Genomic DNA, 26,782 nt, shown 5'->3' with positions numbered 1-26,782 from the left:
TTGTTTCGTGAAATGTCTTAGGGCGTAAAGTAAGCAGAAGCGGTGTACACCGTTATCATGGATGAGTTTGAGGCTTTTTTATTAGCCTAAACAGAGTGGAACCGCGCTTAAAAGGCGTCTCTGTCAATATGACAGAGGCGTCTTTTTTTATACCGTAAAAGTCGGTATAAGTATAAGTTTGATCTCCTTGTATAAAGATTTAGAGGATAAGTGGGGAGTTAAGGGAGTTAGTTCACTCGAAAAAGCAGCCCATAAAGGGGAGGGGACATCGATGTTTAAGAGGCTTCGGGAAGATATTGAAGTCGTTTTTGAACAGGATCCAGCGGCACGAAGTTATTTCGAAGTCATTTTGACTTACTCTGGATTACATGCAGTTTGGGCCCATCGAATTGCACATGCTTTTTATAAAAAGAATTTCTTTTTTATTGCACGTTGGATTTCACAAGTTAGTCGGTTTTTTACTGGCATTGAGATTCATCCAGGAGCAACAATTGGTCGTCATTTTTTCATTGACCATGGAATGGGGGTTGTAATTGGAGAAACGTGTGAGATTGGTGATAATGTAACAATTTATCAAGGTGTTACATTAGGTGGTACGGGAAAAGAAAAGGGAAAGAGGCACCCTACAATTCAGGATAATGTATTAATTGCAACAGGTGCTAAAGTACTAGGCTCAATTACTGTTGGAGAGAATTCTAAAATTGGAGCAGGATCCGTTGTATTAAAAGAAGTCCCTGCGCATTCTACAGTTGTAGGTATACCTGGCCGAGTCGTTATTCAAAATGGAGTGAAGATTGGTCAAGAGTTAAATCATTCCGATCTTCCGGATCCGATTTTTGATAAATTAAAGGTTATGGAAGCAGAACTTGATAAATTGAAAAAGCAACTTGAAGTAAAGGTAGAAAGGAAGGATAAAAATGACTATTCACATTTATAATACGCTAACACGTCAAAAGGAAGAGTTTATTCCATTAGAAGAAAATAAGGTAAAGATGTATGTTTGCGGTCCTACAGTATATAACTACATCCATATTGGGAATGCGAGACCCCCTATGGTGTTCGATACAGTACGCCGTTATTTAGAATACAAAGGGTACGAAGTGCAGTATGTATCTAACTTTACTGACGTAGATGATAAATTAATTAAAGCAGCAAATGAATTAGGTGAAGATGTACCGACAATTGCTGACCGTTTCGTTGAAGCATATTTTGAAGATGTAACCGCACTAGGTTGCAAACATGCAACAGTTCATCCGCGTGTAACAGAAAATATGGATATTATTATTGAATTTATTCAAGAACTTGTGAATAAAGGGTATGCATATGAATCAGAAGGTGATGTGTACTTTAGAACGAAAGAATTCGAAGGTTACGGTAAATTATCGCATCAGCCAATCGCTGATTTACGTCATGGTGCACGTATTGAAGTAGGAGAAAAGAAACAAGACCCTCTTGACTTTGCTTTATGGAAAGCTGCAAAAGAGGGAGAAATCTTCTGGGAAAGCCCTTGGGGGAAAGGACGTCCAGGGTGGCATATTGAATGCTCAGCGATGGCACGTAAGTACTTAGGGGATACAATTGACATTCATGCTGGTGGTCAAGACTTAGCATTTCCTCATCATGAAAATGAAATTGCGCAGTCCGAGGCGTTGACTGGAAAAACATTTGCACGTTACTGGATGCATAATGGATATATTAATATTGATAATGAGAAGATGTCTAAGTCACTTGGAAACTTCATTTTAGTTCACGATATCATTAAGCAATATGATCCACAGTTAATTAGATTCTTTATGCTATCAGTACATTACCGTCATCCAATTAACTTTAGTGAAGAGTTATTACAAAGTACGAATAACGGGCTAGAAAGAATTAAAACAGCTTACGGTAACTTAAAGCATCGTATGGAAAGTAGCGCGAATTTAACAGATCATAATGAGAAATGGTTAGCTGAGATGGAAAAATTCCAGGCTGCATTTGAAGAAGCAATGGATGATGACTTCAATACTGCTAATGCGATTACTGAATTATATAATGTAGCAAATCACGCAAATCAATATTTATTAGAAGAACATACTTCTAAAGTTGTAATTGAAGCATACGTGAAACAACTTGAAACATTATTCGATATTTTAGGATTAGAATTAGCAAAAGAAGAATTGCTTGATGAGGAAATTGAGGCGCTTATCCAAAAGCGTATTGAAGCTCGTAAAAATCGTGATTTCGCATTATCTGATCAAATTCGCGATGATTTAAAAGAACGGAATATTATTTTAGAAGATACCGCACAAGGTACAAGATGGAAAAGAGGATAAGAATGATTGATGCAAAGCAATTAAACAGCTTAGCGTTAGCATATATGGGTGATGCGGTATATGAACAATATATCCGCTATCACCTCCTTCAAAAGGGAAAGGTTCGTCCTAATCAATTACATCGCTTAGGGACGAGCTTTGTTTCGGCAAAAGCACAGGCGAAAGTTGTTTATCATTTATTAGAGACGTCATTTTTGACAGAGGAAGAAGAGGCGGTATTAAGAAGAGGGCGTAATGCAAATTCAGGTACCGTTCCGAAAAATACGGATGTACAAACATATCGACATAGTACAGCCTTTGAAGCGCTAATTGGTTATCATCACTTATTAAATAATCGTGAAAGATTAGACGAAATTGTATATAAGGCAATTGCAGTTTTAGAAGAAAAGGAAGGGGGCACATCATCATGAGTAGTGAATATATTATCGGACGTAACCCTGTAATTGAAGCGTTACGATCAGGGAGAGATATTAATAAAATTTGGATCGCAGAAGGTGCTGCCAAAGGGCAAGTGCAGATTGTACTAGCATTAGCGAAAGAAAATAAGATTATTTTACAACATGCACCAAAGAAGAAGTTAGATCAATTAGTTGAGGGTAATCATCAAGGTGTAATTGCTCAAGTAGCTGCATACCAGTATGCTGAATTAGAAGATTTATTCAAAGTAGCAGAAAAACGTAATGAAGATCCATTCTTCTTAATCTTAGATGAAATTGAAGATCCGCATAACCTAGGTTCTATTATGCGTACTGCTGATGCCACAGGAGCTCATGGGGTTATTATTCCGAAAAGAAGGGCTGTAGGACTTACAGCATCAGTTGCGAAAGCATCAACAGGAGCAATTGAATATATTCCAGTTGCGCGCGTAACAAACTTATCTCGCACAATTGATGAATTGAAGGAACGCGGACTTTGGATTGCTGGTACAGATGCCAAAGGAAAAACGGATTACCGTAATTTAGATGGTAAAATGCCGATTGGATTAGTAATTGGTAGTGAAGGAAAAGGTATGAGTCGTATTATTGGTGAAAAGTGTGATTTCTTAATTACTTTACCTATGGTTGGTAAAGTTACATCCTTAAATGCTTCAGTAGCCGCAAGTTTGTTAATGTATGAGGTATATCGTAAACGTCACGAAATTGGTAAATAAAAAATGAACGATATTTTAATCGTTGACGGTTACAACATTATCGGAGCTTGGGGAGACTTGAAAAAACTACGGGATGTAGATTTGCAATCATCAAGAGACGCGCTTATTGATAAGATGGCGGATTATCAAGGATATACAGGAACGAAAGTAATGATAGTCTTTGATGCCTATACAGTCCACGGTATTGAAAAAAAGATGAAACAATCGCGGGTGGAAGTAATATTCACGCGCAAAAATCAAACTGCGGACGAAAAGATAGAGAAACTTGCGATTGAGCTTAGAAATATAAATACACAAATATATGTTGCGACTTCTGATTATACGGAACAATGGGTTATATTTGCGCAAGGTGCCCTTCGGAAATCTGCGCGTGAATTAGAGTTAGAAGTACAAGCGATGGAACAACAAGTAAGAAGACGTACAAAAGACACGAAAGAAAAGCAACCTGCCATGCGAAAGATATTTAGTGAGGATATTACAGAAAAATTAGAAAAATTAAGAAGAGGAGAGCGTTGAAGCATTGACGCTCTTTGTCTTTTTACTGTATAATATTGCTAAATAAATAGCGGTCGGAGGGATCAAGGTGGAAGCAGGCTTCGTAAGTGTAGGCGACGTTACATTTCGTGATTTAGAGGATGAGGCAATCGTTGAGTTAGTTCGAAAAGGTAATACTGACGCTCTAGAATATTTAATTCATAAATATAAGAACTTTGTTCGCGCGAAATCAAGATCTTATTTCTTAGTGGGTGCCGATCGAGAAGATATTGTTCAAGAAGGTATGATTGGATTGTTTAAAGCGATTCGTGATTATAAAGAGGACAAGCTGTCTTCGTTCAAAGCATTTGCTGAACTGTGTATTACTCGACAAATTATTACCGCTATTAAAACAGCAACAAGACAAAAACATATTCCTTTAAATTCGTATGTGTCTTTAGATAAGCCGATTTACGATGAGGAATCTGATCGAACGTTATTGGATGTTATTTCCGAAGCGAAGGTGACTGATCCTGAAGAGATGATCATTAGTCAAGAAGAATATACCGACATAGAGTCTAAAATATCTGAATTATTAAGCGATTTAGAAAGAAAAGTACTTTCTTTATACTTAGATGGTCGCTCTTATCAAGAGATTTCGGAACAGTTAAATAGACATGTGAAATCTATTGATAACGCTTTACAGCGGGTGAAGAGAAAATTGGAACGATATATGGAAATGAGAGAGAGTACAACTTTAAATTCATAGAAAGTAACGCAGGTGTAAATTAATTCACCTGTTTTCTTTTTGTAATGAGAGTGAGAGTCATGACATTGACATTGTCTTTTGTTGTATGATACATTTTTAGGGACATAATGTTACAAGGCTGGTGTAACTAATGAGGAAAAAAGTTGTACTCTCATGTGAAGAGTGTAAAAATCGAAACTACTCTACGATGAAAGATACGAGCTCAGTAGAGCGACTTGAGATAAAGAAGTTTTGTAAAACATGCAATAAGCATACAGTTCACAAGGAAACAAAATAAATAATACACTGGAGGTCCCGCAGATGCGTTTAACGAACTTTTTCGGCGATGTAGGTCGCGAAATGAAAAAAGTAAGTTGGCCTAAAAAAGATGAATTACTCCGCTCAACAGCGACTGTTATCGCTACAGTTGTGTTCTTTGCGATTTTCTTCGCAGTAGTTGATATGGGCATTTCTTCTTTAATTCGGTTAATTCTTGGTTAATTCTTGAATAAGAAGCACTTATCCATGATATAATGTTATTTATAAGAACTGTGTAAAAGCCCGGTGAACGGGTTTTTTCATTTGCGCAAAAAAATGTACGTCAGGGAGGGAAGGACGCTCGTCCTAAATGAATGGAAAAAAGTTGGTATGTTGTCCATACTTATTCTGGATATGAAAATAAAGTAAAGGCAAACCTAGAGAAACGTGTAGAATCAATGGGTATGCAAGATAAAATTTTCCGTGTTGTTGTCCCAGAAGAAGTAGAAGTAGAAATGAAAAATGGTAAAGAAAAAATAATGAAAAGAAAAGTGTTCCCAGGTTACGTGTTAGTGGAACTAATCATGACTGATGACTCTTGGTATGTTGTTCGTAATACACCGGGTGTAACAGGTTTTGTTGGTTCTTCAGGTTCTGGATCTAAACCATCTCCTCTATTAGAAGAGGAAGTTGTTACCATTATGAAGCATATGGGAATGGACAATGAAGTGGTTGATTTCGACTTTGAACTTCATGAGACAGTACGTGTAAATGAGGGACCATTCGCAGATTATACAGGTGCTATTGAAGAAATTGATGTGGAGAAGAAAAAAGTGAGTGTGCTTGTAGATATGTTTGGTCGCGAGACTCCAGTTGAACTTGACTTCCATCAAATTGAAAAATTATAAAATGAAACTTGAAATGAATTGTAAAAAGTGATAATATCTTTTAAGTCAGTACGTCTTCGTTATCGGAGACGTTTTTTGAAAGATTTTATCGTTACAGATAAAATATGACGTGGGAGGGCAAATCACTGTCCAATTGACCACATCACGGACTTAAGGAGGTGTGTCTCGTGGCTAAAAAGGTAATTAAAATGGTAAAGCTTCAAATTCCTGCAGGTAAAGCTAACCCAGCTCCACCAGTTGGTCCAGCATTAGGACAAGCAGGTGTTAACATCATGGGCTTCTGTAAAGAGTTTAACGCTCGTACAGCAGATCAAGCTGGTCTTATCATCCCTGTTGAAATTACGGTATTTGAGGACCGTTCATTCACTTTCATTACTAAAACTCCTCCTGCTGCTGTTCTTCTTAAGAAAGTAGCTGGTATTGAGTCTGGTTCTGGTGAACCAAACCGTAATAAAGTGGCAACTGTTAAGCGTGATAAAGTACGCGAAATCGCTGAAACTAAAATGCCTGACCTAAACGCTGCTAGCGTAGAAGCTGCAATGCGTATGGTTGAAGGTACTGCACGCAGTATGGGCATCGTTATCGAAGACTAATTCGATTTGTTTTTAAAAAAGGTTGCGGGTCTGGAATTCCAATTCGCAACCTTTATTATCGTAAATGATTATCGTTTTTTAAAATAAAAGGATGGCGCGCATCCTCAGGTTATCCCTGGAAAAAAGGCGTAAACGTGGGAGGTTATTCCGCTAAAACCACATTCGAGGAGGAAATAAAAATGGCTAAAAGAGGTAAAAAGTACGTAGAAGCTGCGAAGCTTGTTGATCGTGCAACTGCTTACTCTGCAACAGAAGCAGTAGAATTAGTAAAGAAAACAAACACAGCTAAATTTGATGCAACTGTAGAAGCTGCATTCCGTTTAGGTGTTGACCCTAAGAAAGCTGACCAACAAATTCGTGGCGCAGTTGTTCTTCCGCACGGTACTGGTAAAGTACAACGTGTATTAGTATTCGCTAAAGGCGAAAAAGCAAAAGAAGCTGAAGCTGCTGGCGCTGAATTCGTAGGCGATGCTGATTACATCGGTAAAATCCAACAAGGTTGGTTCGACTTCGATGTAGTAGTAGCAACTCCTGACATGATGGGTGAAGTTGGTAAACTTGGTCGCGTATTAGGACCTAAAGGTTTAATGCCAAACCCTAAAACTGGAACAGTTACTTTCGATGTAACTAAAGCTGTTAACGAAATCAAAGCTGGTAAAGTTGAATACCGCGTTGATAAAGCTGGTAACATCCACGTTCCAATCGGTAAAGTATCTTTCGAAGATGCTAAACTAGTAGAAAACTTCAAAACAATTGCTGACACGCTACAAAAAGCTAAGCCAGCTGCTGCAAAAGGTACTTACATGAAGAATGCAACTGTTGCTTCTACAATGGGACCTGGCGTACGCGTAGACGTTTCTACACTTGCGTAAAAATTGGAAGTTGACTTCATAAAGAAGTTTTAATATAATCATTTATGTTGTGAATTTAAATAGTGTACCGTAGACAGTAGGTGTCATTCGACTTAATTTCCTACCTAGGTGTTAATATACGAAGCGGAATCTTTTTTCTGTGACTATATGCCTCCATGTCTACAAGTTGGGCATGGAGGTTTTTAGTGCACTTTCGGTACATCTTCTATATAATCTACAGGAGGTGTAATAACATGAGCAAAGTAATCGAAACTAAACAACAAGTTGTAACTGAAATCGCGGACAAACTTCGCGCTAGTAAATCTACAATCGTTGTTGACTACCGTGGTTTAACAGTTTCTGAAGCAACAGAATTACGTAAGCAATTACGTGAAGCTGGCGTTGAGTTCAAAGTTTACAAAAACTCTTTAACTCGTCGTGCTGCAGAGTCTGCTGAAATGGCTGAGTTAAACGAATTCTTAACAGGACCAAACGCAATCGCGTTCAGTAACGAGGATGTAGTTGCTCCTGCGAAAGTATTAAACGACTTCGCTACAAAACATGAAGCTTTAGAAATTAAAGCGGGCGTAATCGAAGGTAAACTTGTAACACTTGATGAGGTTAAAGCTATCGCTACTCTTCCATCACGTGAAGGCTTACTTTCTATGCTTCTTAGCGTTCTTCAAGCTCCAATCCGTAACCTTGCACTTGCTACTAAAGCAGTTGCAGAACAAAAGGAAGAGCAAGGCGCTTAATTTTTTAAAAGATAATTACTTGTTATCTATAAAACAATACAAACCTATTTAAGGGAGGATATTTACAATGACTAAAGAACAAATCATTGAAGCAGTTAAATCTATGACTGTATTAGAACTTAACGACTTAGTAAAAGCTATCGAGGAAGAATTCGGCGTAACTGCTGCTGCTCCTGTAGCTGTAGCTGGTGGCGCTGGTGAAGCTGCTGCTGAGAAAACTGAATTTGACGTAGTACTTGCAAGTGCTGGCGCTCAAAAAATCAAAGTTATCAAAGCTGTACGTGAAATCACTGGTCTTGGCTTAAAAGAAGCTAAAGAATTAGTTGACAACACTCCAAAAGCAATCAAAGAAGGCGTTTCTAAAGAGGAAGCTGAAGAAATGAAAGCTAAACTTGAAGAAGTTGGCGCTGCTGTAGAAGTTAAGTAATTAACTTTTGATGCTTTAAAAAGCTCGCTCTCATGCGAGCTTTTTTTTTAACTGTAAAGAAAAGAGGTGGCCATATGGCAGACCATTATTTTTCTAACGACCCTTCTAGTAAGAGTGATCGTAAACGATGGGAATTTACGCTTCGTGAATCTCGATTTACTTTTTTATCTGACCATGGGGTGTTCTCGAAAAACGAAGTGGACTTTGGTTCTCGTCTTTTAATTGAAGCGTTTCAAATGCCAGATGTTAAAGGTAATGTGTTAGACGTAGGGTGTGGGTACGGTCCAATCGGTTTGTCGTTAGCGAAAGAGTTTCAAGATCGTGAAATTCACATGGTGGATGTGAATGAAAGGGCCTTGGGGCTTGCAAAAGAAAATGCCGCTAATAACAAAATTGAAAATGTACGTATTTTGCAAAGTAGTGTCTATGAAAATGTAGATGGCAAGTATGCTGTTATTCTATCTAATCCTCCAATTCGTGCTGGTAAAGATATCGTGCATGAGATTTTAGAAAAAGCTGTAGAGTATTTAGTTTCAGGTGGAGAATTGTGGATTGTTATTCAAAAGAAACAAGGTGCACCATCTGCGCTAAAAAAACTAGAAGAAGTATTTTCTGAAGTTGAAGTTGTAGAAAAGAAAAAAGGATATTATATCATAAAATCAAAAAAGCGTTGACGGTTATTTTTGGCTATGTTAACATTATACAATGCCAATATATGATTTTCTGCGTTGAGAAAAGATGTATATTTTTGTTTCTCTTGGAAAAGATAGTAAAATCAGCAGATTATGAAACAGAATGATGGTTTTCTTAAAGAAGCCATTTTTCTTTTTGAGCAGGTAGAAAGACTCAACGTATCTATCTTTAAGAGAAAAAAACTACGCTAATAGCAGTAGTTGTATTTATTTGTGATTTTGCACAAATTTTTTTGTGCATTTATAATACTCATGATTTGAGGGGTGAAGCAGTTGACAGGTCAACTAGTTCAATACGGACGCCACCGCCAACGAAGAAGTTATGCCCGTATTAGTGAAGTATTAGAGTTACCAAATCTTATCGAAATTCAAACCTCTTCTTATCAGTGGTTTCTTGATGAGGGTTTGCGAGAAATGTTCCAAGACATTTCTCCGATCGAAGACTTTACGGGAAATCTATCGCTTGAATTTATCGACTACAGCTTAGGTGAACCTAAATACTCTGTAGAAGAATGCAAAGAGCGTGATGTGACGTATGCAGCACCACTTCGTGTAAAAGTGCGTCTAATCAACAAGGAAACTGGTGAAGTAAAAGAACAAGATGTGTTCATGGGAGATTTCCCACTCATGACAGAGACTGGAACATTCGTAATTAACGGTGCAGAACGTGTTATCGTTTCCCAGTTAGTTCGCTCTCCAAGCGTATACTATAGTGGCAAAGTGGATAAAAACGGAAAACGTGGTTTTACTGCTACTGTAATTCCAAACCGCGGGGCTTGGTTAGAGTATGAGACAGATGCTAAGGATGTTGTATATGTACGTATTGACCGTACTCGTAAACTTCCTGTAACTGTTTTGTTACGCGCATTAGGGTTTGGCTCTGATCAAGAAATCACCGAGCTTTTAGGTGATAACGAATACTTAAGCAACACATTAGAAAAAGACAACACAGATAGCACAGAAAAAGCATTGCTTGAAATTTATGAGCGTCTACGCCCTGGTGAACCACCAACAGTAGAAAATGCAAAGAGCTTACTTGTGTCTCGTTTCTTTGATCCGAAGCGCTACGACTTAGCAAATGTAGGTCGCTATAAGATCAACAAAAAGCTACACATTAAAAATAGATTGTTTAACCAACGTTTAGCTGAAACACTGGTGGATCCAGAAACTGGTGAAATTTTAGCGGCAGAAGGAACAGTCTTAGATCGTCGTACGCTTGATCGCATTCTACCTTACTTAGAGAAAAACATTGGATTCAAAACAGCGAAACCAATGGGTGGAGTGGTAGCAGGCGATGTTGAGCTGCAATCTATTAAGATTTATGCTCCTGAGTCAGAAGGCGAACGCGTAATTAACGTAATTGGTAATGCAAATATTACTCGTGATATAAAACATATTACACCAGGTGATATCCTTGCTTCTATCAGCTACTTCTTCAACCTACTATACAAAGTAGGGGACACAGACGATATCGACCACTTAGGAAACCGTCGTTTACGTTCAGTAGGAGAGCTTTTACAAAACCAATTCCGTATCGGTCTTTCTCGTATGGAACGTGTTGTTCGTGAGAGAATGTCGATTCAAGATACAAATGCAATTACACCACAGGCGTTAATTAACATCCGTCCTGTTATTGCATCTATTAAAGAGTTCTTCGGAAGTTCTCAGTTATCTCAGTTCATGGACCAAACAAACCCATTAGCAGAGTTAACTCACAAACGAAGACTATCTGCATTAGGACCCGGTGGTTTAACGCGTGAGCGCGCAGGCTTTGAAGTGCGTGACGTTCACTACTCTCACTACGGTCGTATGTGTCCGATTGAAACACCAGAGGGACCAAACATCGGTTTGATTAACTCATTATCTTCGTTCGCGAAAGTAAATGAGTTTGGTTTCATTGAAACACCATACCGTCGTGTTGACCCAGAAACTGGTCTTGTAACAGGGCAGGTTGATTATTTAACAGCAGATGAAGAAGATAATTATGTTGTAGCCCAAGCGAATATGAAATTATCTGAAGAAGGAGAATTCCTTGATGAAGATATCGTAGCTCGTTTCCGTGGTGAAAACATTGTCACAAATAAAGAACGCATCGACTATATGGATGTATCTCCAAAGCAAGTAGTGTCGGCAGCGACAGCTTGTATTCCGTTCTTAGAAAACGATGACTCTAACCGCGCACTTATGGGAGCGAACATGCAACGTCAGGCGGTTCCGTTAATGAATCCGGAATCACCGATTGTAGGTACAGGTATGGAGTACGTATCAGCAAAAGACTCAGGTGCTGCAGTAATCTGTAAACACCCTGGTGTTGTTGAACGCGTAGAAGCACGTGAAGTTTGGGTACGTCGCTATGTAGAAGTTGACGGTCAAACAGTAAAAGGCGACTTAGATCGCTACAAAATGCAAAAATTCATTCGTTCTAACCAAGGAACTTGCTACAACCAACGTCCAATCGTAAGTGTTGGAAATGAAGTTGTAAAAGGTGAAATCCTTGCGGATGGTCCTTCTATGGAATTAGGTGAACTAGCACTTGGACGTAACGTGCTTGTTGGCTTCATGACATGGGACGGTTATAACTATGAGGATGCGATCATTATGAGTGAGCGCCTTGTAAAAGATGATGTGTACACTTCTATTCATATTGAAGAATATGAGTCAGAAGCTCGTGATACGAAGCTTGGACCAGAAGAAATTACACGTGATATTCCAAACGTCGGAGAAGATGCACTTCGTAACCTTGATGAGCGTGGTATTATTCGCGTCGGTGCTGAAGTAAAAGATGGAGATCTACTTGTTGGTAAAGTAACACCTAAAGGTGTAACAGAACTAACAGCAGAAGAACGTCTATTACATGCAATCTTCGGTGAAAAAGCACGTGAAGTACGTGATACATCACTACGTGTACCACATGGTGGTGGCGGTATTATCTTAGACGTAAAAGTATTCAACCGTGAAGATGGCGATGAATTGCCACCGGGCGTGAATCAACTTGTACGTGCGTATATCGTTCAAAAACGTAAAATTTCTGAAGGTGACAAGATGGCAGGACGTCACGGTAACAAAGGTGTTATCTCTCGTATTTTACCAGAAGAAGATATGCCTTACTTACCAGATGGTACGCCAATCGATATCATGTTAAACCCATTAGGGGTACCATCTCGTATGAATATCGGTCAGGTATTAGAGCTTCATCTTGGTATGGCAGCAAGATACCTTGGCATTCACATTGCAACACCAGTATTCGATGGTGCTCGTGAGGAAGATGTATGGGGCACAATTGAAGAAGCTGGTATGGCAAATGACGCGAAAACAATCCTGTATGACGGACGTACTGGTGAACCATTCGATAACCGCGTATCTGTTGGTGTCATGTATATGATCAAACTTGCGCACATGGTTGACGATAAACTTCATGCTCGTTCTACTGGACCATACTCACTTGTAACGCAGCAACCTCTTGGAGGTAAAGCTCAGTTCGGTGGACAGCGTTTCGGTGAGATGGAGGTTTGGGCACTTGAAGCTTATGGTGCTGCTTATACTCTTCAAGAAATTTTAACAGTGAAGTCTGATGATGTTATCGGACGTGTTAAGACGTATGAAGCAATTGTTAAAGGTGAAAATGTTCCAGAACCAGGCGTTCCTGAATCATTCAAAGTATTGATTAAAGAACTGCAGAGTTTAGGTATGGACGTTAAAATGATGTCTAGCGACGATAAAGAAATCGAAATGCGTGATACAGAAGATGACGACGATCATCAATCAGCAGATAAATTGAATGTCGAAGTTGAGACAACTAAGGAATAATTGGGATAACCTGTAGACTAAAAGGGAGGTAGGCCCCTTGATAGATGTAAATAACTTTGAATATATGAAGATTGGACTTGCTTCACCTGACAAGATTCGTTCTTGGTCATACGGTGAAGTTAAGAAACCAGAAACAATTAACTATCGTACGTTAAAGCCTGAAAAAGATGGCTTGTTCTGTGAGCGTATTTTCGGACCACAAAAGGACTGGGAATGTCATTGCGGAAAATACAAACGTGTACGTTATAAAGGTGTAGTTTGTGATCGATGTGGCGTTGAAGTAACGCGTGCAAAAGTTCGTCGTGAACGTATGGGTCATATCGAATTAGCTGCTCCTGTATCTCATATTTGGTATTTCAAAGGTATCCCGAGCCGCATGGGACTTGTCTTAGACATGTCCCCTCGCGCGCTTGAAGAAGTAATTTATTTCGCTTCTTATGTTGTAACAGAAAGTGGAGATACACCACTTGATAAGAAGCAATTACTTTCTGAAAAAGAATACCGTGCATATCGTGATCGATATGGTAGCACATTCCAAGCTGCTATGGGTGCAGAAGCGATTAAAAAGCTACTACAAGATATCGATTTAGATAAAGAAGTAGACTTCTTAAAAGAAGAATTAAAAACAGCACAAGGACAACGCCGTACTCGTGCTATTAAACGTCTAGAAGTATTAGAAGCATTCCGTAACTCTGGAAATCACCCATCTTGGATGATCCTAGATGTTCTTCCAGTTATCCCACCAGAACTACGCCCAATGGTACAGTTGGATGGTGGACGTTTTGCTACTTCTGATTTAAACGACTTATACCGTCGTGTAATTAACCGTAACAACCGTTTAAAACGTCTATTGGACTTAGGTGCACCAAGCATCATCGTTCAAAACGAAAAACGTATGTTACAAGAAGCTGTAGACGCATTAATCGATAATGGTCGCCGTGGCCGTCCAGTTACTGGACCAGGTAACCGTCCATTAAAATCTCTATCTCACATGCTTAAAGGTAAACAAGGACGTTTCCGTCAAAACTTATTAGGTAAACGTGTTGACTACTCTGGTCGTTCAGTAATCGTTGTAGGACCGAACTTAAAGATGTACCAATGTGGATTACCGAAAGAAATGGCGCTTGAACTGTTCAAACCTTTCGTTATGAAAGAGTTAGTTGAAAAAGGTTTAGCACACAACATTAAGAGTGCTAAACGTAAAATCGAGCGTGTACAACCTGAAGTTTGGGACGTTTTAGAATCTGTGATTAAAGAACATCCAGTACTTCTAAACCGCGCACCAACACTTCACCGTCTTGGTATCCAGGCGTTTGAACCTACACTAGTAGAAGGTCGTGCAATCCGTCTTCACCCACTTGTATGTACTGCATACAACGCGGACTTTGACGGTGACCAAATGGCGGTTCACGTTCCGTTATCATCAGAAGCACAAGCAGAAGCTCGTATTCTTATGTTAGCGGCACAAAACATCTTGAATCCAAAAGACGGAAAACCAGTTGTTACTCCATCTCAGGATATGGTATTAGGTAACTACTACTTAACACTTGAGCGTGAAGGTGCAATCGGTGAAGGTATGGTCTTCAAAGATGCCAACGAAGCAATACTTGCATATCAAAATGGATATGTACATCTGCACACGCGTGTTGCAGTTGCTGCAAGTTCAGTAAATAATGTAACGTTTACTGAAGAGCAAAAAGGTAAGCTTCTATTAACAACAGTTGGTAAATTAATATTTAACGAAATCTTACCAGAGTCGTTCCCTTATATTAACGAACCAACAAACTCAAACCTTGAAAAAGAAACACCAGCGGAATATTTCGTTGAAAAAGGTGCGAACATTAAAGAAATTATTGCTAGTCGCGAAGAAGTGGCACCATTTAGCAAGAAGATTCTTGGTAACATCATTGCGGAAGTATTCAAGCGTTTCAAAATTACAGAGACGTCTCGCATGCTTGACCGTATGAAGAACTTAGGATTTAAATACTCTACAAAAGCTGGTATTACAGTTGGGGTATCTGACATTCTTGTATTAGGTGAAAAAGATGAAATTCTCCACGAAGCACAAGCAAAAGTAGATAATGTAATTAAACAATTCCGTCGCGGTTTAATCACGGAAGAAGAACGTTACGATCGTGTTATCTCTATTTGGAGTAATGCAAAAGACGTTATCCAAGGAAAACTGATGAAGTCCTTGAATAAACGCAATCCAATCTTCATGATGAGTGATTCCGGTGCCCGTGGTAACGCATCTAACTTCACTCAGCTTGCTGGTATGCGTGGTCTGATGGCCAATCCATCTGGTCGTATCATTGAACTTCCGATCAAATCAAGTTTCCGTGAAGGTTTAACAGTACTTGAGTACTTCATCTCTACGCATGGTGCTCGTAAAGGTCTTGCCGATACAGCACTTAAGACTGCCGATTCTGGTTACTTAACACGTCGTCTTGTAGACGTTGCACAAGATGTAATTGTTCGTGAAGATGATTGTGGAACAGATCGCGGTTTACTAATCGGTGCGATTAAAGAGGGTAATGAAGTAATTGAGTCATTATATGATCGTCTTGTTGGACGTTTTGCAAGAAAAACTGTAAAACATCCTGAAACAGGTGAAGTATTAGTTGCTGAAAATCAATTAATTACTGAAGATATCGCTCATATCGTTGAAAATTCGGGTGTTGAAACTGTAAACATTCGTTCAGCGTTTACGTGTAACACTCGCCATGGTGTATGTAAGAAGTGTTACGGTCGTAACTTAGCAACTGGTACAGACGTAGAAGTAGGAGAAGCGGTAGGTATTATCGCGGCTCAATCTATCGGTGAGCCAGGTACACAGTTAACGATGCGTACGTTCCATACAGGTGGGGTTGCCGGTGATGATATCACACAAGGTTTACCTCGTATCCAAGAGATCTTTGAAGCTCGTAATCCGAAAGGTCAGGCAGTTATCAGTGAAATCGACGGTGTTATCGCAGCGATCAATGATGTTAAAGATCGCCAAGAAGTAGTTGTACAGGGTGAGGTTGAAGCTCGTACGTATGCTATTCCTTACGGTGCTCGTCTGAAAGTAACGCCAGGACAGCCAATTAGCCACGGTAAAGAGTTAACAGAAGGTTCTATTGATCCGAAAGAATTACTAAAAGTAACGGACATTACGGCAGTTCAAGAATACTTATTACGTGAAGTTCAAAAAGTATACCGTATGCAAGGGGTAGAAATTGGTGACAAACACGTAGAGGTAATGGTACGTCAAATGCTACGTAAAGTTCGTGTAAGTGATGCAGGTGAAACAGATGTATTACCAGGAACATTACTAGATATCCATCAGTTTACTGATGCGAATGCGAAGGTGTTACTGCAAGGTAAACAACCAGCAACGGCTAGACCTGTTCTACTTGGTATTACAAAAGCTTCACTTGAAACTGATTCATTCTTATCTGCAGCATCATTCCAAGAAACAACTCGTGTCTTAACTGATGCAGCAATTAAAGGTAAACGTGATGAGCTTCTAGGACTGAAAGAGAACGTTATTATCGGTAAACTTGTTCCTGCTGGAACAGGTATGAATCGTTATCGCAAAGTGGATCTTGTAAAAACAACACAAGATGACATGAATGTAGAAAACGATGAGATTTATGTGGAACAGTAAAATTTTCCGTCGTAAATTTTGTATAAAAACATCTAATCCTAGTTGACATTGTATGAGTCAAAATGTTACTATAATCAAGGTTGCTCCTGAACGATGCTTTGGAGGATATTTATATGTCTTATCAAAAAGTGTCAAATGCTGAAAATGTAGTCGTTGGTCATAAACGAACATTGGAAGCAATCAAAAATGGTATAGTTAAAGAAGTTGTTATTGCAGAAGATGCTGATGTGCGGTTAACCCATATTATCATTCGCACTGCTTTGCAACATAACATACCCATAACCAAAGTTGAATCAGTTCGTAAGCTTGGAAAAGTTTCGGGGATTCAAGTGGGAGCTTCAGCAATAGGAATAATAAGTTAAAACTGTTTTTGTGAGGAGAGAGCATTTGCTCTTCCTTGCAAAAACTTTGTTTTCAACTAATAATGAACCACCTGGATATGTGGTCATACAAACATGCGAAGGGAGGATAATCAAATGCCTACTATTAACCAATTAGTGAGAAATGGTCGTACTGATAAAGTATGGAAATCTAAATCACCTGCGTTAAACAAAGGTTTTAACTCTTTAAAGAAAAAATCAACTGATATCTCTGCACCTCAAAAACGTGGTGTATGTACTCGTGTTGGTACAATGACTCCAAAGAAACCTAACTCAGCGTTACGTAAATACGCTCGTGTACGTTTAACAAACGGTATTGAAGTTACAGCTTACATCCCAGGTATCGGTCATAACCTACAAGAGCATAGCGTAGTATTAATTCGCGGTGGTCGAGTAAAGGATTTACCAGGGGTACGTTACCACATCGTTCGTGGAGCGCTTGATACAGCTGGTGTTGACAAACGTATGCAAGGACGTTCTAAATATGGTACTAAGCGACCAAAACCTGCTAAAAAATAATAAACTTATAATGAAAGGAGGAACTCAATATGCCTCGTAAAGGACCTGTTGCGAAACGTGACGTGTTACCTGATCCAATGTACAATTCTAAACTTGTAACACGCCTAATCAACAAAATGATGGTTGACGGTAAAAAAGGTAAATCTCAAACAATTCTTTATAACGCTTTCGATATCGTTCGTGAACGTTCAGATAAAGAACCAATGGAAGTATTCGAGCAAGCTCTTAAGAACATCATGCCTGTTCTTGAAGTACGCGCTCGTCGTGTTGGTGGTGCTAACTACCAAGTTCCAGTTGAGGTTCGTCCAGAACGCCGTACAACTTTAGGTCTTCGCTGGTTAGTAAACTATGCTCGTCTTCGTGGTGAAAAAACTATGGAAGAGCGTCTAGCTTACGAAATCTTAGATGCAGCTAACAACGCTGGTGCATCTGTTAAGAAACGTGAAGACACTCATAAAATGGCAGAAGCTAACAAAGCATTTGCTCATTACCGTTGGTAGGATTCAACGTAAAATAAATGTAAGCATAAACCGCTTTATTTGTCGCTTATGGAAGTGTGGAGAGGGAGAATGCCTCTCCCTTTCGTTGGGCGCTCGTTTTACATAATGAGGGTACTGGACACTGGCATATGTAACAATATAAAGTGGCTTTTTTGCTACTTAAAATAAAAAAATCCAATCCATATATGGAAGGAGCAAGACACCAAATGACAAGAGAGTTCTCTTTAGAAAACACTCGTAATATTGGTATCATGGCTCACATCGATGCTGGTAAAACTACAGCAACTGAGCGTATTCTGTATTACACAGGACGTATTCATAAAATCGGTGAAACTCATGAAGGTGCATCTCAGATGGACTGGATGGAGCAAGAGCAAGAGCGTGGTATCACAATTACTTCTGCTGCAACTACAGCTCAATGGAAAGGTCACCGTGTAAACATCATTGACACTCCAGGACACGTAGACTTCACAGTAGAAGTAGAACGTTCTTTACGCGTACTTGATGGTGCGGTAGCAGTACTTGATGCACAATCTGGTGTAGAACCACAAACAGAAACTGTTTGGCGTCAGGCTACTACTTACGGTGTTCCTCGTATCGTATTCGTTAACAAAATGGATAAGATCGGTGCAGATTTCTTATACTCTGTAGGGACAATCCACGATCGTTTACAAGCAAACGCACATCCAATTCAGTTACCAATCGGTGCTGAAGATGAGTTCAATGGTATCATTGACCTTGTTGAAGAGTGTGCTTACATGTACGGTAACGATTTAGGAACAGACATCGAGCGTGTCGAAATTCCTGAAGAGCACAAAGAACTAGCTGAAGAATACCGTGGAAAGCTTATTGAAGCGGTAGCTGAGCTTGATGAAGAAATGATGATGAAGTACCTAGAAGGTGAAGAAATCACTGTAGAAGAGCTTAAAGCTGGTATCCGTAAGGCTACAACTTCTGTAGAATTCTTCCCAGTAATCTGTGGTTCTGCATTCAAAAACAAAGGTGTTCAAATTCTGTTAGACGCAGTTATCGACTACCTACCATCTCCATTAGATGTACCTGCTATTAAAGGTACTCTTCCGGATACAGAGGAAGAAGTAGAACGTAAGTCTAGCGATGAAGAACCATTTGCAGCTTTAGCATTCAAAATCATGACTGACCCTTATGTTGGTAAGTTAACGTTCTTCCGTGTGTACTCTGGTGTGTTAAACTCTGGATCATACGTGAAAAACTCAACTAAAGGTAAGCGTGAGCGTGTAGGTCGTATCCTACAAATGCACGCTAACAGCCGTGAAGAGATTTCAACAGTTTACGCTGGTGACATCGCTGCTGCTGTAGGTTTAAAAGATACTACTACTGGTGATACTCTTTGTGACGAGAAGAGCCTTGTTATCCTTGAGTCTATGGAATTCCCAGAGCCAGTTATCTCTGTAGCTATCGAACCAAAATCTAAAGCTGACCAAGATAAAATGGGTACAGCATTATCTAAGCTTTCTGAAGAAGATCCAACATTCCGTGCTCACACTGACCAAGAAACTGGCCAAACAATCATCGCTGGTATGGGTGAACTTCACCTTGATATCATCGTTGACCGTATGCGCCGTGAATTCAAAGTTGAAGCAAACGTTGGTGCTCCTCAGGTAGCATACCGTGAAACTTTCCGCGCTGCTGCGAAAGTTGAAGGTAAGTTCGCTCGTCAATCTGGTGGACGTGGACAATTCGGTCACGTTTGGATTGAGTTTGCACCTAACGAAGAAGGTAAAGGATTTGAATTCGAAAACAAAATCGTCGGCGGTGTAGTTCCACGTGAATACATCCCAGCTGTTGGAGCGGGTCTTGAAGACTCACTTAAAAATGGTGTACTAGCTGGTTACCCACTAGTTGACATTAAAGCAGCATTAGTTGACGGTTCTTACCATGATGTCGATTCATCTGAGATGGCGTTCAAAATCGCTGCATCTATGGCACTTAAAGCTGCGGTTTCTAAATGTAACCCAGTAATTCTTGAGCCAATGATGAAAGTTGAAGTTGTAATTCCTGAAGAATACATGGGAGACATCATGGGTGACGTAACATCTCGTCGTGGACGTGTAGAAGGTATGGAAGCTCGCGGTAACGCACAAGTTGTTCGCGCTATGGTTCCACTTTCTGAAATGTTCGGTTATGCGACAGCATTACGTTCAAACACTCAAGGACGCGGAACATTCTCAATGACATTTGATCATTATGAAGAAGTACCGAAGTCTGTTTCAGAAGAAATTATTAAAAAAAATAAAGGTGAATAATTGATTTTTATCGATTGTTCAAGTATAACTACTTATGTAAGCTTAGAAAGTGAGACTTTGGTTTCGCTTTCTAGTCTAAATATAAAATAACCTATATAAACTAAGGAGGAATTTAGAATGGCTAAAGCTAAATTCGAACGTTCTAAACCCCATGTTAACATCGGTACAATCGGCCACGTTGACCATGGTAAAACTACATTAACTGCTGCGATCACTACAGTTCTTGCAAAAGCTGGTGGTGCTGAAGCACGCGGATACGATCAAATCGACGCTGCTCCAGAAGAAAGAGAGCGCGGAATCACAATCTCAACTGCACACGTTGAGTACGAAACTGAAACTCGTCACTATGCACACGTTGACTGCCCAGGTCACGCTGACTATGTTAAAAACATGATCACTGGTGCTGCTCAAATGGACGGCGGTATCTTAGTAGTATCTGCTGCTGATGGCCCAATGCCTCAAACACGTGAGCACATCCTTCTTTCTCGTCAAGTAGGTGTACCTTACATCGTTGTATTCTTAAACAAATGCGACATGGTAGACGACGAAGAATTATTAGAATTAGTAGAAATGGAAGTTCGTGACCTATTATCTGAATACGGATTCCCAGGCGACGACATTCCTGTAATCAAAGGTTCTGCTCTTAAAGCTCTTCAAGGAGAAGCTGATTGGGAAGCAAAAATCATTGAATTAATGACTGAAGTTGATGCTTACATCCCAACTCCAGAACGTGAAACTGACAAACCATTCTTAATGCCTATCGAGGATGTATTCTCTATCACAGGTCGTGGTACAGTTGCAACTGGTCGTGTAGAGCGCGGAATCGTTAAAGTTGGTGACGTAGTAGAAATCATCGGTCTTGCTGAAGAGAATGCTTCTACAACTGTAACTGGTGTAGAAATGTTCCGTAAACTTCTTGACCAAGCTCAAGCTGGAGACAACATCGGTGCTCTTCTTCGTGGGGTTGCTCGTGAAGACATCCAACGTGGACAAGTTCTTGCTAAAACTGGCTCTGTAAAAGCACACGCTAAATTCAAAGCTGAAGTTTTCGTATTATCTAAAGAAGAAGGTGGACGTCACACTCCATTCTTCGCTAACTACCGTCCTCAGTTCTACTTCCGTACAACTGACGTAACTGGTATCATCCAATTACCAGAAGGTACTGAAATGGTAATGCCTGGTGACAACATCGAAATGACTATCGAACTTATCGCTCCAATCGCTATCGAAGAGGGAACTAAATTCTCTATTCGTGAAGGTGGACGTACAGTAGGTTACGGCGTAGTTGCAACTATCGTTGAGTAATCTTAACTGATATAAAAACCCAAGGGATTCTCCCTTGGGTTTTTTGTTTGTGTTTATATAATGAGTAAGATTATATTTTTATGTTTTGACGAGTTTCTTCTATAGTAATATAAAACCAACAAAACAAAACCCAGAAACTGTAAAATGAATTCTGTTAGATGAAAACTTGAAATTCTTTAAAGTGCCATGTATAATAGCAAAAGTAGAGAAAAGCAGATGCAAACAAAAAGATGCTTGCATCTAGACGAATAACATTGTATAATAGACAATGTTGGTCTTTGACTGCGATGAAGTGGAAGGTTGCTGACACACCCGGCCGCTTTGCCATGGCATGGTGTGGGGAAATTTCCATGGAGAAGGTCTATTTTAGAAATAGGCGAACGAAGGAGGGAAAATAATGGCAAAAGAAAAAATTCGTATCCGTTTAAAAGCTTATGATCACCGTATTCTTGATCAATCAGCTGAGAAAATTGTAGAAACAGCTAAGCGTTCTGGGGCAACAGTTTCTGGTCCGATCCCATTACCAACTGAGAAGACTATTTACACAATTCTTCGTGCTGTTCATAAGTACAAAGATTCTCGTGAGCAATTCGAAATGCGCACACACAAACGTTTAATCGATATCGTGAGTCCTACTCCACAAACAGTAGATTCATTAATGCGTTTAGACTTACCGTCTGGTGTAGATATCGAAATCAAACTATAAATTATATAACTTAAAAATGTAGGAGGTGTAACTCATGACCAAAGGAATCTTAGGAAGAAAGATCGGTATGACTCAAGTATTTGCTGAGAACGGTGAGTTAATCCCAGTAACAGTTATCGCTGCTAATCCAAACGTTGTTCTTCAAAAGAAAACAACTGAAACTGATGGCTACAATGCAATCCAGTTAGGATTTGAAGATAAACGTGAAAAGTTAACTAACAAACCTGAACAAGGCCACACTGCTAAAGCATCTACAACTCCTAAGCGCTTCATTCGCGAAATCCGCGATGCAGACGTGGACGGATTAGAGGTTGGTCAAGAGGTAAAAGTTGAAGTTTTCGCTGCAGGTGAAATCGTTGACGTAACAGGAATTTCTAAAGGTAAAGGTTTCCAAGGTGTTATCAAACGCCACGGACAATCTCGCGGACCTATGTCTCATGGTTCTCGCTATCACCGTCGTCCAGGTTCAATGGGCCCAGTTGCTCCGAACCGTGTATTCAAAGGCAAAAAACTTGCTGGACGTATGGGTGGAGACCAAGTTACTATCCAAAACTTAGAAATCGTTCAAGTTGACACTGAGCGCAACTTATTACTAGTAAAAGGTAACGTTCCAGGTGCTAAGAAATCTCTTGTAGTTGTTCAAGGCGCTGTGAAGGTTAGCAAATAATTCACAATAGGAAGGAGGAATTCCAATGCCAAAAGTTACTGTATATAACCAAACTGGTTCACAGGTTGGTGAAATCGAATTAGCTGAAGCTATTTTCGGTATCGAACCAAATGAAGCTGTACTTTTCGAAGCTGTAATGATGCAACGTGCATCTTTACGTCAAGGTACACACAAAGTAAAAACTCGTTCTGAAGTTCGCGGTGGTGGTCGTAAACCATGGCGTCAAAAAGGAACTGGACGTGCTCGTCAAGGGTCTATCCGCTCTCCTCAATGGCGTGGTGGTGGTACGGTATTCGGACCTACACCAAGAAGCTATGCGTACAAACTTCCTAAGAAAGTTCGTCGTTTAGCAATCAAATCTGCATTAGCTACTAAAGTAGTTGAGAACAACATTGTAGTTCTTGAAGACCTAGTGTTAAATGCACCAAAAACAAAAGATATGCTAGCAGTACTTAAAGGATTAACTGTTGAGAAGAAAGCTCTTATCGTAACTGCTGATGCAAACGAATCTGTAGAGTTATCTGCTCGCAATATCCCTGGAGTAACAGTAATCACTGCTGATGGCGTAAACGTTTTAGACGTGCTTCATCATGATAAGCTAATCATGACAAAAGCGGCAGTGGAAAAAGTAGAGGAGGTGCTTGCATAATGAGAGATCCTCGTGATATCATTAAGCGCCCAGTTATCACTGAACGTTCTATGGAAATGATGGCTGAAAAAAAATACACGTTCGATGTGGACGTTAAATCTAATAAAACAGAAGTTAAAGATGCTCTTGAAGCGATCTTTGGTGTTAAAGTAGAAAAAGTGAACATCATGAACTACAAGCCGAAAGCAAAACGCGTTGGTCGTCACGCTGGTTTTACTAGCCGTCGTCGTAAAGCAATCGTTAAGCTAACTGCTGACAGCAAAGAAATCGAAATCTTCCAAGGCGTTTAATTCTTACTAAAGAAGGAGGGAAATTGAGATGGGAATTAAAAAGTATAATCCAACTACTAACGGTCGTCGTAATATGACTACGAATGATTTCGCTGAAATCACGACTGACAGACCCGAAAAGTCATTACTTGCTCCTTTAAGCAAGAAGGCGGGTCGTAATAACCAAGGTAAAATTACTGTACGTCATCAAGGTGGCGGACATAAGCGTCAATACCGTATCATCGACTTTAAGCGTAACAAAGATGGAATTCCAGGACGCGTTGCTACGATCGAATACGATCCAAACCGCTCTGCGAATATCGCATTAATTAACTACGTTGACGGTGAAAAACGTTACATTCTTGCTCCTAAATCTTTAGAAGTAGGTATGGAAGTTATGTCTGGCCCAGAAGCTGACATTAAAATCGGTAACGCATTACCATTAATCAACATTCCAGTAGGTACTGTTGTTCATAACATCGAGCTTAAGCCTGGTCGTGGCGGACAATTAGTTCGTTCTGCTGGTACATCTGCTCAAGTACTTGGTAAAGAAGGTAAATACGTACTTGTACGTTTAACTTCTGGTGAAGTACGTCTTGTATTATCTGCTTGTCGCGCTTCAATCGGTCAAGTTGGTAACGAACAACACGAACTTATCAAAATCGGTAAAGCAGGTCGCTCTCGCTGGTTAGGTAAACGCCCAACAGTTCGTGGTTCTGTAATGAACCCGGTTGATCACCCACACGGTGGTGGTGAAGGACGTTCTCCAATCGGACGTAAGTCTCCAATGTCTCCATGGGGTAAACCAACTCTTGGATTCAAGACTCGTAAGAAAAATAAAGCGTCTGATAAATTTATCGTTCGTCGTCGTAAAAAATAATGGGATTGTAGTACGGTTCATTTCTAGAACCGTACGCCAATCACGAAGGGAGGCACCAAAATGGCTCGTAGCTTAAAAAAAGGACCATTTGTCGATGATCACTTAATGAGCAAAATGGAAAAATTAGTTGCATCTGAGCAAAAACAAGTTGTTAAAACTTGGTCTCGCCGTTCAACAATCTTCCCTCAGTTCATCGGACACACAATCGCTGTATATGATGGTCGTAAACACGTACCTGTGTACATCACTGAGGATATGGTTGGCCATAAGTTAGGTGAATTCGCACCAACTCGTACGTATAAAGGTCACCTTGCTGACGATAAGAAAACTAGAAGATAATGAGAGGAGGCACTTCAATGCAAGCTAAAGCAGTAGCGAGAACAGTTCGTATTGCTCCTCGTAAAGTTCGTTTAGTAGTAGACTTAATCCGAGGTAAGCAAGTGGGTGAAGCGATTGCTATCCTTAACCACACACCAAAAACTGCTTCTCCAGTTGTAGAAAAAGTTTTAAAATCTGCAATCGCAAATGCAGAGCACAATTATGAGATGGATATTAACAACCTAGTTGTTGAAAAAGTTTTCGTTGACGAAGGTCCAACGTTGAAACGTTTCCGTCCACGTGCAATGGGTCGTGCAAGCCAAATTAACAAACGCACAAGCCACATCACAGTTGTGGTATCAGAAAAGAAGGAGGGATAATCGATGGGTCAAAAGGTTAATCCAATTGGTCTTCGTGTCGGTGTTATCCGTGACTGGGAATCTCGTTGGTTCGCTGAGAAAGATTACGCTACATTATTACATGAAGACATCAAAATCCGTGAGTACATTACTGTACGCTTAAAAGATTCTGCTGTTGCTAAAGTAGAAATCGAACGTGCAGCAAATCGTGTAAATGTTACAATTCACACTGCAAAACCTGGTATGGTAATTGGTAAAGGTGGTACTGAAGTTGAAGCACTTCGTAAAGCTCTTAACCAATTAACAGGCAAGCGTGTACACATCAACATTTTAGAAGTTAAGAGAGCTGATCTTAACGCTAAATTAGTAGGCGAAAACATCGCTCGTCAATTAGAAAACCGTGTATCATTCCGTCGTGCACAAAAGCAAGTTATTCAACGTGCTATGCGTGCAGGTGCTAAAGGTATTAAAACACAGGTTTCTGGTCGTCTTGGCGGAGCTGATATCGCTCGTGCAGAATCTTACAGTGAAGGAACTGTTCCACTTCATACACTTCGCGCTGATATTGACTATGCAGCAGTTGAAGCTGATACAACATACGGTAAATTAGGCGTAAAAGTATGGATCTACCGTGGAGAAGTCCTTCCTACAAAAAAGAAAGCTTCTGAGGAAGGAGGAAAATAATATGTTAATGCCAAAACGCGTAAAATATCGTAGAGAGCATCGTGGTAAAATGCGTGGTCGTGCAAAAGGTGGAACTGAAATTGCTTTCGGTGAATTCGGTTTACAAGCACAAGCTGCTTCATGGATTACAAACCGTCAAATCGAAGCTGCTCGTCGTGCAATGACTCGTTACATGAAACGTGGCGGTAAAGTATGGATTAAAATTTTCCCTTCTAAGCCTTACACTGCAAAACCTCTAGAAGTACGTATGGGTTCCGGTAAAGGGGCACCAGAAGGCTGGGTAGCAGTAGTAAAACCTGGGAAAATTATGTTCGAAATCGCGGGTGTATCTGAAGAGGTAGCACGCGAAGCATTACGTCTTGCAGCTCACAAGTTACCTGTGAAATGTAAATTCGTAAAACGTGAAGAAAATGGTGGTGAATCTAATGAAAACTAATGATATTCGTGAATTAACCACTGCCGAAATCGAAACAAAAGTTAAAGCTTTAAAGGAAGAGTTGTTTAATCTTCGCTTCCAACTTGCTACAGGACAATTAGAGAATCCAACTCGCATTCGTGAAGTGCGTAAAGCAATTGCTCGTATGAAAACTGTAGTTCGTGAAAGAGAGATCGGAATTAATCGATAAATTGAGGG

The 26,782-nt window shown here is 39.9% G+C and carries 31 protein-coding genes and 2 other annotated features (1 of these 33 only partly in view); all 31 genes read left to right on the top strand.

Translation table 11 applies throughout. The annotated features are described in order from the left end of the window. Window positions 1-125: a binding site (T-box leader), on the top strand; it begins 124 nt to the left of the window's first position. Between the two features lie 146 nt (window positions 126-271). The 31 genes from cysE to rpmC all read left to right on the top strand — a co-directional run bounded on the left by cysE (window position 272) and on the right by rpmC (window position 26,774). Next, window positions 272-937: a serine O-acetyltransferase gene (cysE, locus tag JDS81_RS26305; protein ID WP_000476498.1), complete on the top strand. Its 666-nt coding sequence runs from the start codon at window positions 272-274 to the stop codon at window positions 935-937. After that, window positions 918-2,315 (top strand): cysteine--tRNA ligase, encoded by a 1,398-nt coding sequence (gene cysS, locus JDS81_RS26300; protein WP_000152262.1) that lies wholly within the window; start codon window positions 918-920, stop codon window positions 2,313-2,315. Before cysE ends, cysS begins: the two co-directional genes overlap by 20 nt. Before the next feature lie 2 nt (window positions 2,316-2,317). Then, window positions 2,318-2,725 carry a Mini-ribonuclease 3 gene (locus JDS81_RS26295; RefSeq protein ID WP_000564265.1) on the top strand — a complete coding sequence of 136 codons (408 nt, stop codon included), beginning with the start codon at window positions 2,318-2,320 and terminating at the stop codon, window positions 2,723-2,725. Beyond that, the gene (rlmB, locus tag JDS81_RS26290) at window positions 2,722-3,465 is read left to right on the top strand and encodes a 23S rRNA (guanosine(2251)-2'-O)-methyltransferase RlmB (RefSeq protein ID WP_000093761.1); all 744 of its coding nucleotides are present in this window, start codon (window positions 2,722-2,724) and stop codon (window positions 3,463-3,465) included. The genes JDS81_RS26295 and rlmB overlap by 4 nt, the downstream gene beginning before the upstream one ends. 3 nt (window positions 3,466-3,468) lie before the next feature. Further along, window positions 3,469-3,981, top strand: a complete 513-nt coding sequence (locus JDS81_RS26285) for an NYN domain-containing protein (protein ID WP_000997879.1) — start codon at window positions 3,469-3,471, stop codon at window positions 3,979-3,981. A gap of 67 nt (window positions 3,982-4,048) precedes the next feature. Further along, window positions 4,049-4,708, top strand: a complete 660-nt coding sequence (locus JDS81_RS26280) for an RNA polymerase factor sigma-70 (protein WP_000387198.1) — start codon at window positions 4,049-4,051, stop codon at window positions 4,706-4,708. Between the two features lie 130 nt (window positions 4,709-4,838). Continuing rightward, window positions 4,839-4,985 carry a 50S ribosomal protein L33 gene (gene rpmG / locus JDS81_RS26275; RefSeq protein ID WP_012260172.1) on the top strand — a complete coding sequence of 49 codons (147 nt, stop codon included), beginning with the start codon at window positions 4,839-4,841 and terminating at the stop codon, window positions 4,983-4,985. Window positions 4,986-5,008: 23 nt separating this feature from the next. Continuing rightward, on the top strand, window positions 5,009-5,188 hold the full coding sequence (gene secE, locus JDS81_RS26270; RefSeq protein WP_001241321.1) for a preprotein translocase subunit SecE: 180 nt from the start codon (window positions 5,009-5,011) through the stop codon (window positions 5,186-5,188). A 131-nt stretch (window positions 5,189-5,319) separates the two neighbouring features. Further along, window positions 5,320-5,853: a transcription termination/antitermination protein NusG gene (gene nusG / locus JDS81_RS26265; protein ID WP_000415793.1), complete on the top strand. Its 534-nt coding sequence runs from the start codon at window positions 5,320-5,322 to the stop codon at window positions 5,851-5,853. Between the two features lie 167 nt (window positions 5,854-6,020). Further along, a complete protein-coding gene (gene rplK, locus JDS81_RS26260) occupies window positions 6,021-6,446 on the top strand; it encodes a 50S ribosomal protein L11 (protein WP_001085872.1) in 426 nt (141 codons plus the stop codon). 179 nt (window positions 6,447-6,625) lie between these two features. After that, window positions 6,626-7,318 carry a 50S ribosomal protein L1 gene (rplA, locus tag JDS81_RS26255; RefSeq protein ID WP_002093855.1) on the top strand — a complete coding sequence of 231 codons (693 nt, stop codon included), beginning with the start codon at window positions 6,626-6,628 and terminating at the stop codon, window positions 7,316-7,318. A 49-nt stretch (window positions 7,319-7,367) separates the two neighbouring features. Further along, window positions 7,368-7,512: a sequence feature (ribosomal protein L10 leader region), on the top strand. Between the two features lie 39 nt (window positions 7,513-7,551). Beyond that, the gene (gene rplJ / locus JDS81_RS26250; protein ID WP_000048718.1) at window positions 7,552-8,052 is read left to right on the top strand and encodes a 50S ribosomal protein L10; all 501 of its coding nucleotides are present in this window, start codon (window positions 7,552-7,554) and stop codon (window positions 8,050-8,052) included. Between the two features lie 67 nt (window positions 8,053-8,119). Continuing rightward, entirely contained in the window at window positions 8,120-8,479 is a 360-nt protein-coding gene (gene rplL, locus JDS81_RS26245; RefSeq protein WP_000159737.1) for a 50S ribosomal protein L7/L12, read from the top strand. Window positions 8,480-8,553: 74 nt separating this feature from the next. Further along, complete coding sequence (locus JDS81_RS26240; protein WP_000763276.1) at window positions 8,554-9,153, top strand: class I SAM-dependent methyltransferase; 600 nt, start codon at window positions 8,554-8,556, stop codon at window positions 9,151-9,153. Window positions 9,154-9,444: 291 nt separating this feature from the next. Then, window positions 9,445-12,978: a DNA-directed RNA polymerase subunit beta gene (gene rpoB / locus JDS81_RS26235; protein ID WP_000147560.1), complete on the top strand. Its 3,534-nt coding sequence runs from the start codon at window positions 9,445-9,447 to the stop codon at window positions 12,976-12,978. Window positions 12,979-13,015: 37 nt separating this feature from the next. Then, on the top strand, window positions 13,016-16,627 hold the full coding sequence (gene rpoC, locus JDS81_RS26230; RefSeq protein WP_000567945.1) for a DNA-directed RNA polymerase subunit beta': 3,612 nt from the start codon (window positions 13,016-13,018) through the stop codon (window positions 16,625-16,627). Window positions 16,628-16,740: 113 nt separating this feature from the next. Beyond that, window positions 16,741-16,989 (top strand): 50S ribosomal protein L7ae-like protein, encoded by a 249-nt coding sequence (locus JDS81_RS26225; protein ID WP_000121831.1) that lies wholly within the window; start codon window positions 16,741-16,743, stop codon window positions 16,987-16,989. Window positions 16,990-17,103: 114 nt separating this feature from the next. Then, a complete protein-coding gene (gene rpsL, locus JDS81_RS26220; protein ID WP_001142341.1) occupies window positions 17,104-17,526 on the top strand; it encodes a 30S ribosomal protein S12 in 423 nt (140 codons plus the stop codon). Window positions 17,527-17,555: 29 nt separating this feature from the next. Next, entirely contained in the window at window positions 17,556-18,026 is a 471-nt protein-coding gene (rpsG, locus tag JDS81_RS26215; RefSeq protein ID WP_001137492.1) for a 30S ribosomal protein S7, read from the top strand. 206 nt (window positions 18,027-18,232) lie between these two features. Continuing rightward, a complete protein-coding gene (gene fusA, locus JDS81_RS26210) occupies window positions 18,233-20,311 on the top strand; it encodes an elongation factor G (protein ID WP_000196385.1) in 2,079 nt (692 codons plus the stop codon). Between the two features lie 117 nt (window positions 20,312-20,428). Continuing rightward, window positions 20,429-21,616, top strand: coding sequence for an elongation factor Tu (gene tuf / locus JDS81_RS26205; RefSeq protein WP_001029617.1), 1,188 nt, complete (start codon window positions 20,429-20,431; stop codon window positions 21,614-21,616). Window positions 21,617-22,013: 397 nt separating this feature from the next. After that, a complete protein-coding gene (gene rpsJ, locus JDS81_RS26200; protein WP_001040595.1) occupies window positions 22,014-22,322 on the top strand; it encodes a 30S ribosomal protein S10 in 309 nt (102 codons plus the stop codon). A 34-nt stretch (window positions 22,323-22,356) separates the two neighbouring features. Beyond that, a complete protein-coding gene (gene rplC / locus JDS81_RS26195; protein WP_000160209.1) occupies window positions 22,357-22,989 on the top strand; it encodes a 50S ribosomal protein L3 in 633 nt (210 codons plus the stop codon). Between the two features lie 25 nt (window positions 22,990-23,014). Beyond that, on the top strand, window positions 23,015-23,638 hold the full coding sequence (rplD, locus tag JDS81_RS26190; protein WP_001127258.1) for a 50S ribosomal protein L4: 624 nt from the start codon (window positions 23,015-23,017) through the stop codon (window positions 23,636-23,638). Beyond that, window positions 23,638-23,928 carry a 50S ribosomal protein L23 gene (gene rplW, locus JDS81_RS26185; RefSeq protein ID WP_001205558.1) on the top strand — a complete coding sequence of 97 codons (291 nt, stop codon included), beginning with the start codon at window positions 23,638-23,640 and terminating at the stop codon, window positions 23,926-23,928. Before rplD ends, rplW begins: the two co-directional genes overlap by 1 nt. A 28-nt stretch (window positions 23,929-23,956) precedes the next feature. Then, window positions 23,957-24,787, top strand: coding sequence for a 50S ribosomal protein L2 (rplB, locus tag JDS81_RS26180; protein WP_000511583.1), 831 nt, complete (start codon window positions 23,957-23,959; stop codon window positions 24,785-24,787). Between the two features lie 60 nt (window positions 24,788-24,847). Beyond that, the gene (gene rpsS / locus JDS81_RS26175; protein ID WP_000124454.1) at window positions 24,848-25,126 is read left to right on the top strand and encodes a 30S ribosomal protein S19; all 279 of its coding nucleotides are present in this window, start codon (window positions 24,848-24,850) and stop codon (window positions 25,124-25,126) included. 17 nt (window positions 25,127-25,143) lie between these two features. Further along, window positions 25,144-25,485 carry a 50S ribosomal protein L22 gene (gene rplV / locus JDS81_RS26170; RefSeq protein WP_001148024.1) on the top strand — a complete coding sequence of 114 codons (342 nt, stop codon included), beginning with the start codon at window positions 25,144-25,146 and terminating at the stop codon, window positions 25,483-25,485. Window positions 25,486-25,488: 3 nt separating this feature from the next. Continuing rightward, the gene (gene rpsC / locus JDS81_RS26165) at window positions 25,489-26,148 is read left to right on the top strand and encodes a 30S ribosomal protein S3 (protein ID WP_000529958.1); all 660 of its coding nucleotides are present in this window, start codon (window positions 25,489-25,491) and stop codon (window positions 26,146-26,148) included. Between the two features lies 1 nt (window position 26,149). Next, window positions 26,150-26,584: a 50S ribosomal protein L16 gene (gene rplP, locus JDS81_RS26160; RefSeq protein WP_000928969.1), complete on the top strand. Its 435-nt coding sequence runs from the start codon at window positions 26,150-26,152 to the stop codon at window positions 26,582-26,584. Continuing rightward, window positions 26,574-26,774, top strand: a complete 201-nt coding sequence (gene rpmC / locus JDS81_RS26155) for a 50S ribosomal protein L29 (RefSeq protein ID WP_000855718.1) — start codon at window positions 26,574-26,576, stop codon at window positions 26,772-26,774. The genes rplP and rpmC overlap by 11 nt, the downstream gene beginning before the upstream one ends. Window positions 26,775-26,782: the final 8 nt, after the last annotated feature.

Source organism: Bacillus cereus group sp. N31 (assembly GCF_016483245.1).
Taxonomy (GTDB): domain Bacteria; phylum Bacillota; class Bacilli; order Bacillales; family Bacillaceae_G; genus Bacillus_A; species Bacillus_A toyonensis.
Note: the sequence above shows the minus strand (reverse complement) of the source record. Positions and strands in the feature narration are given on the sequence as shown.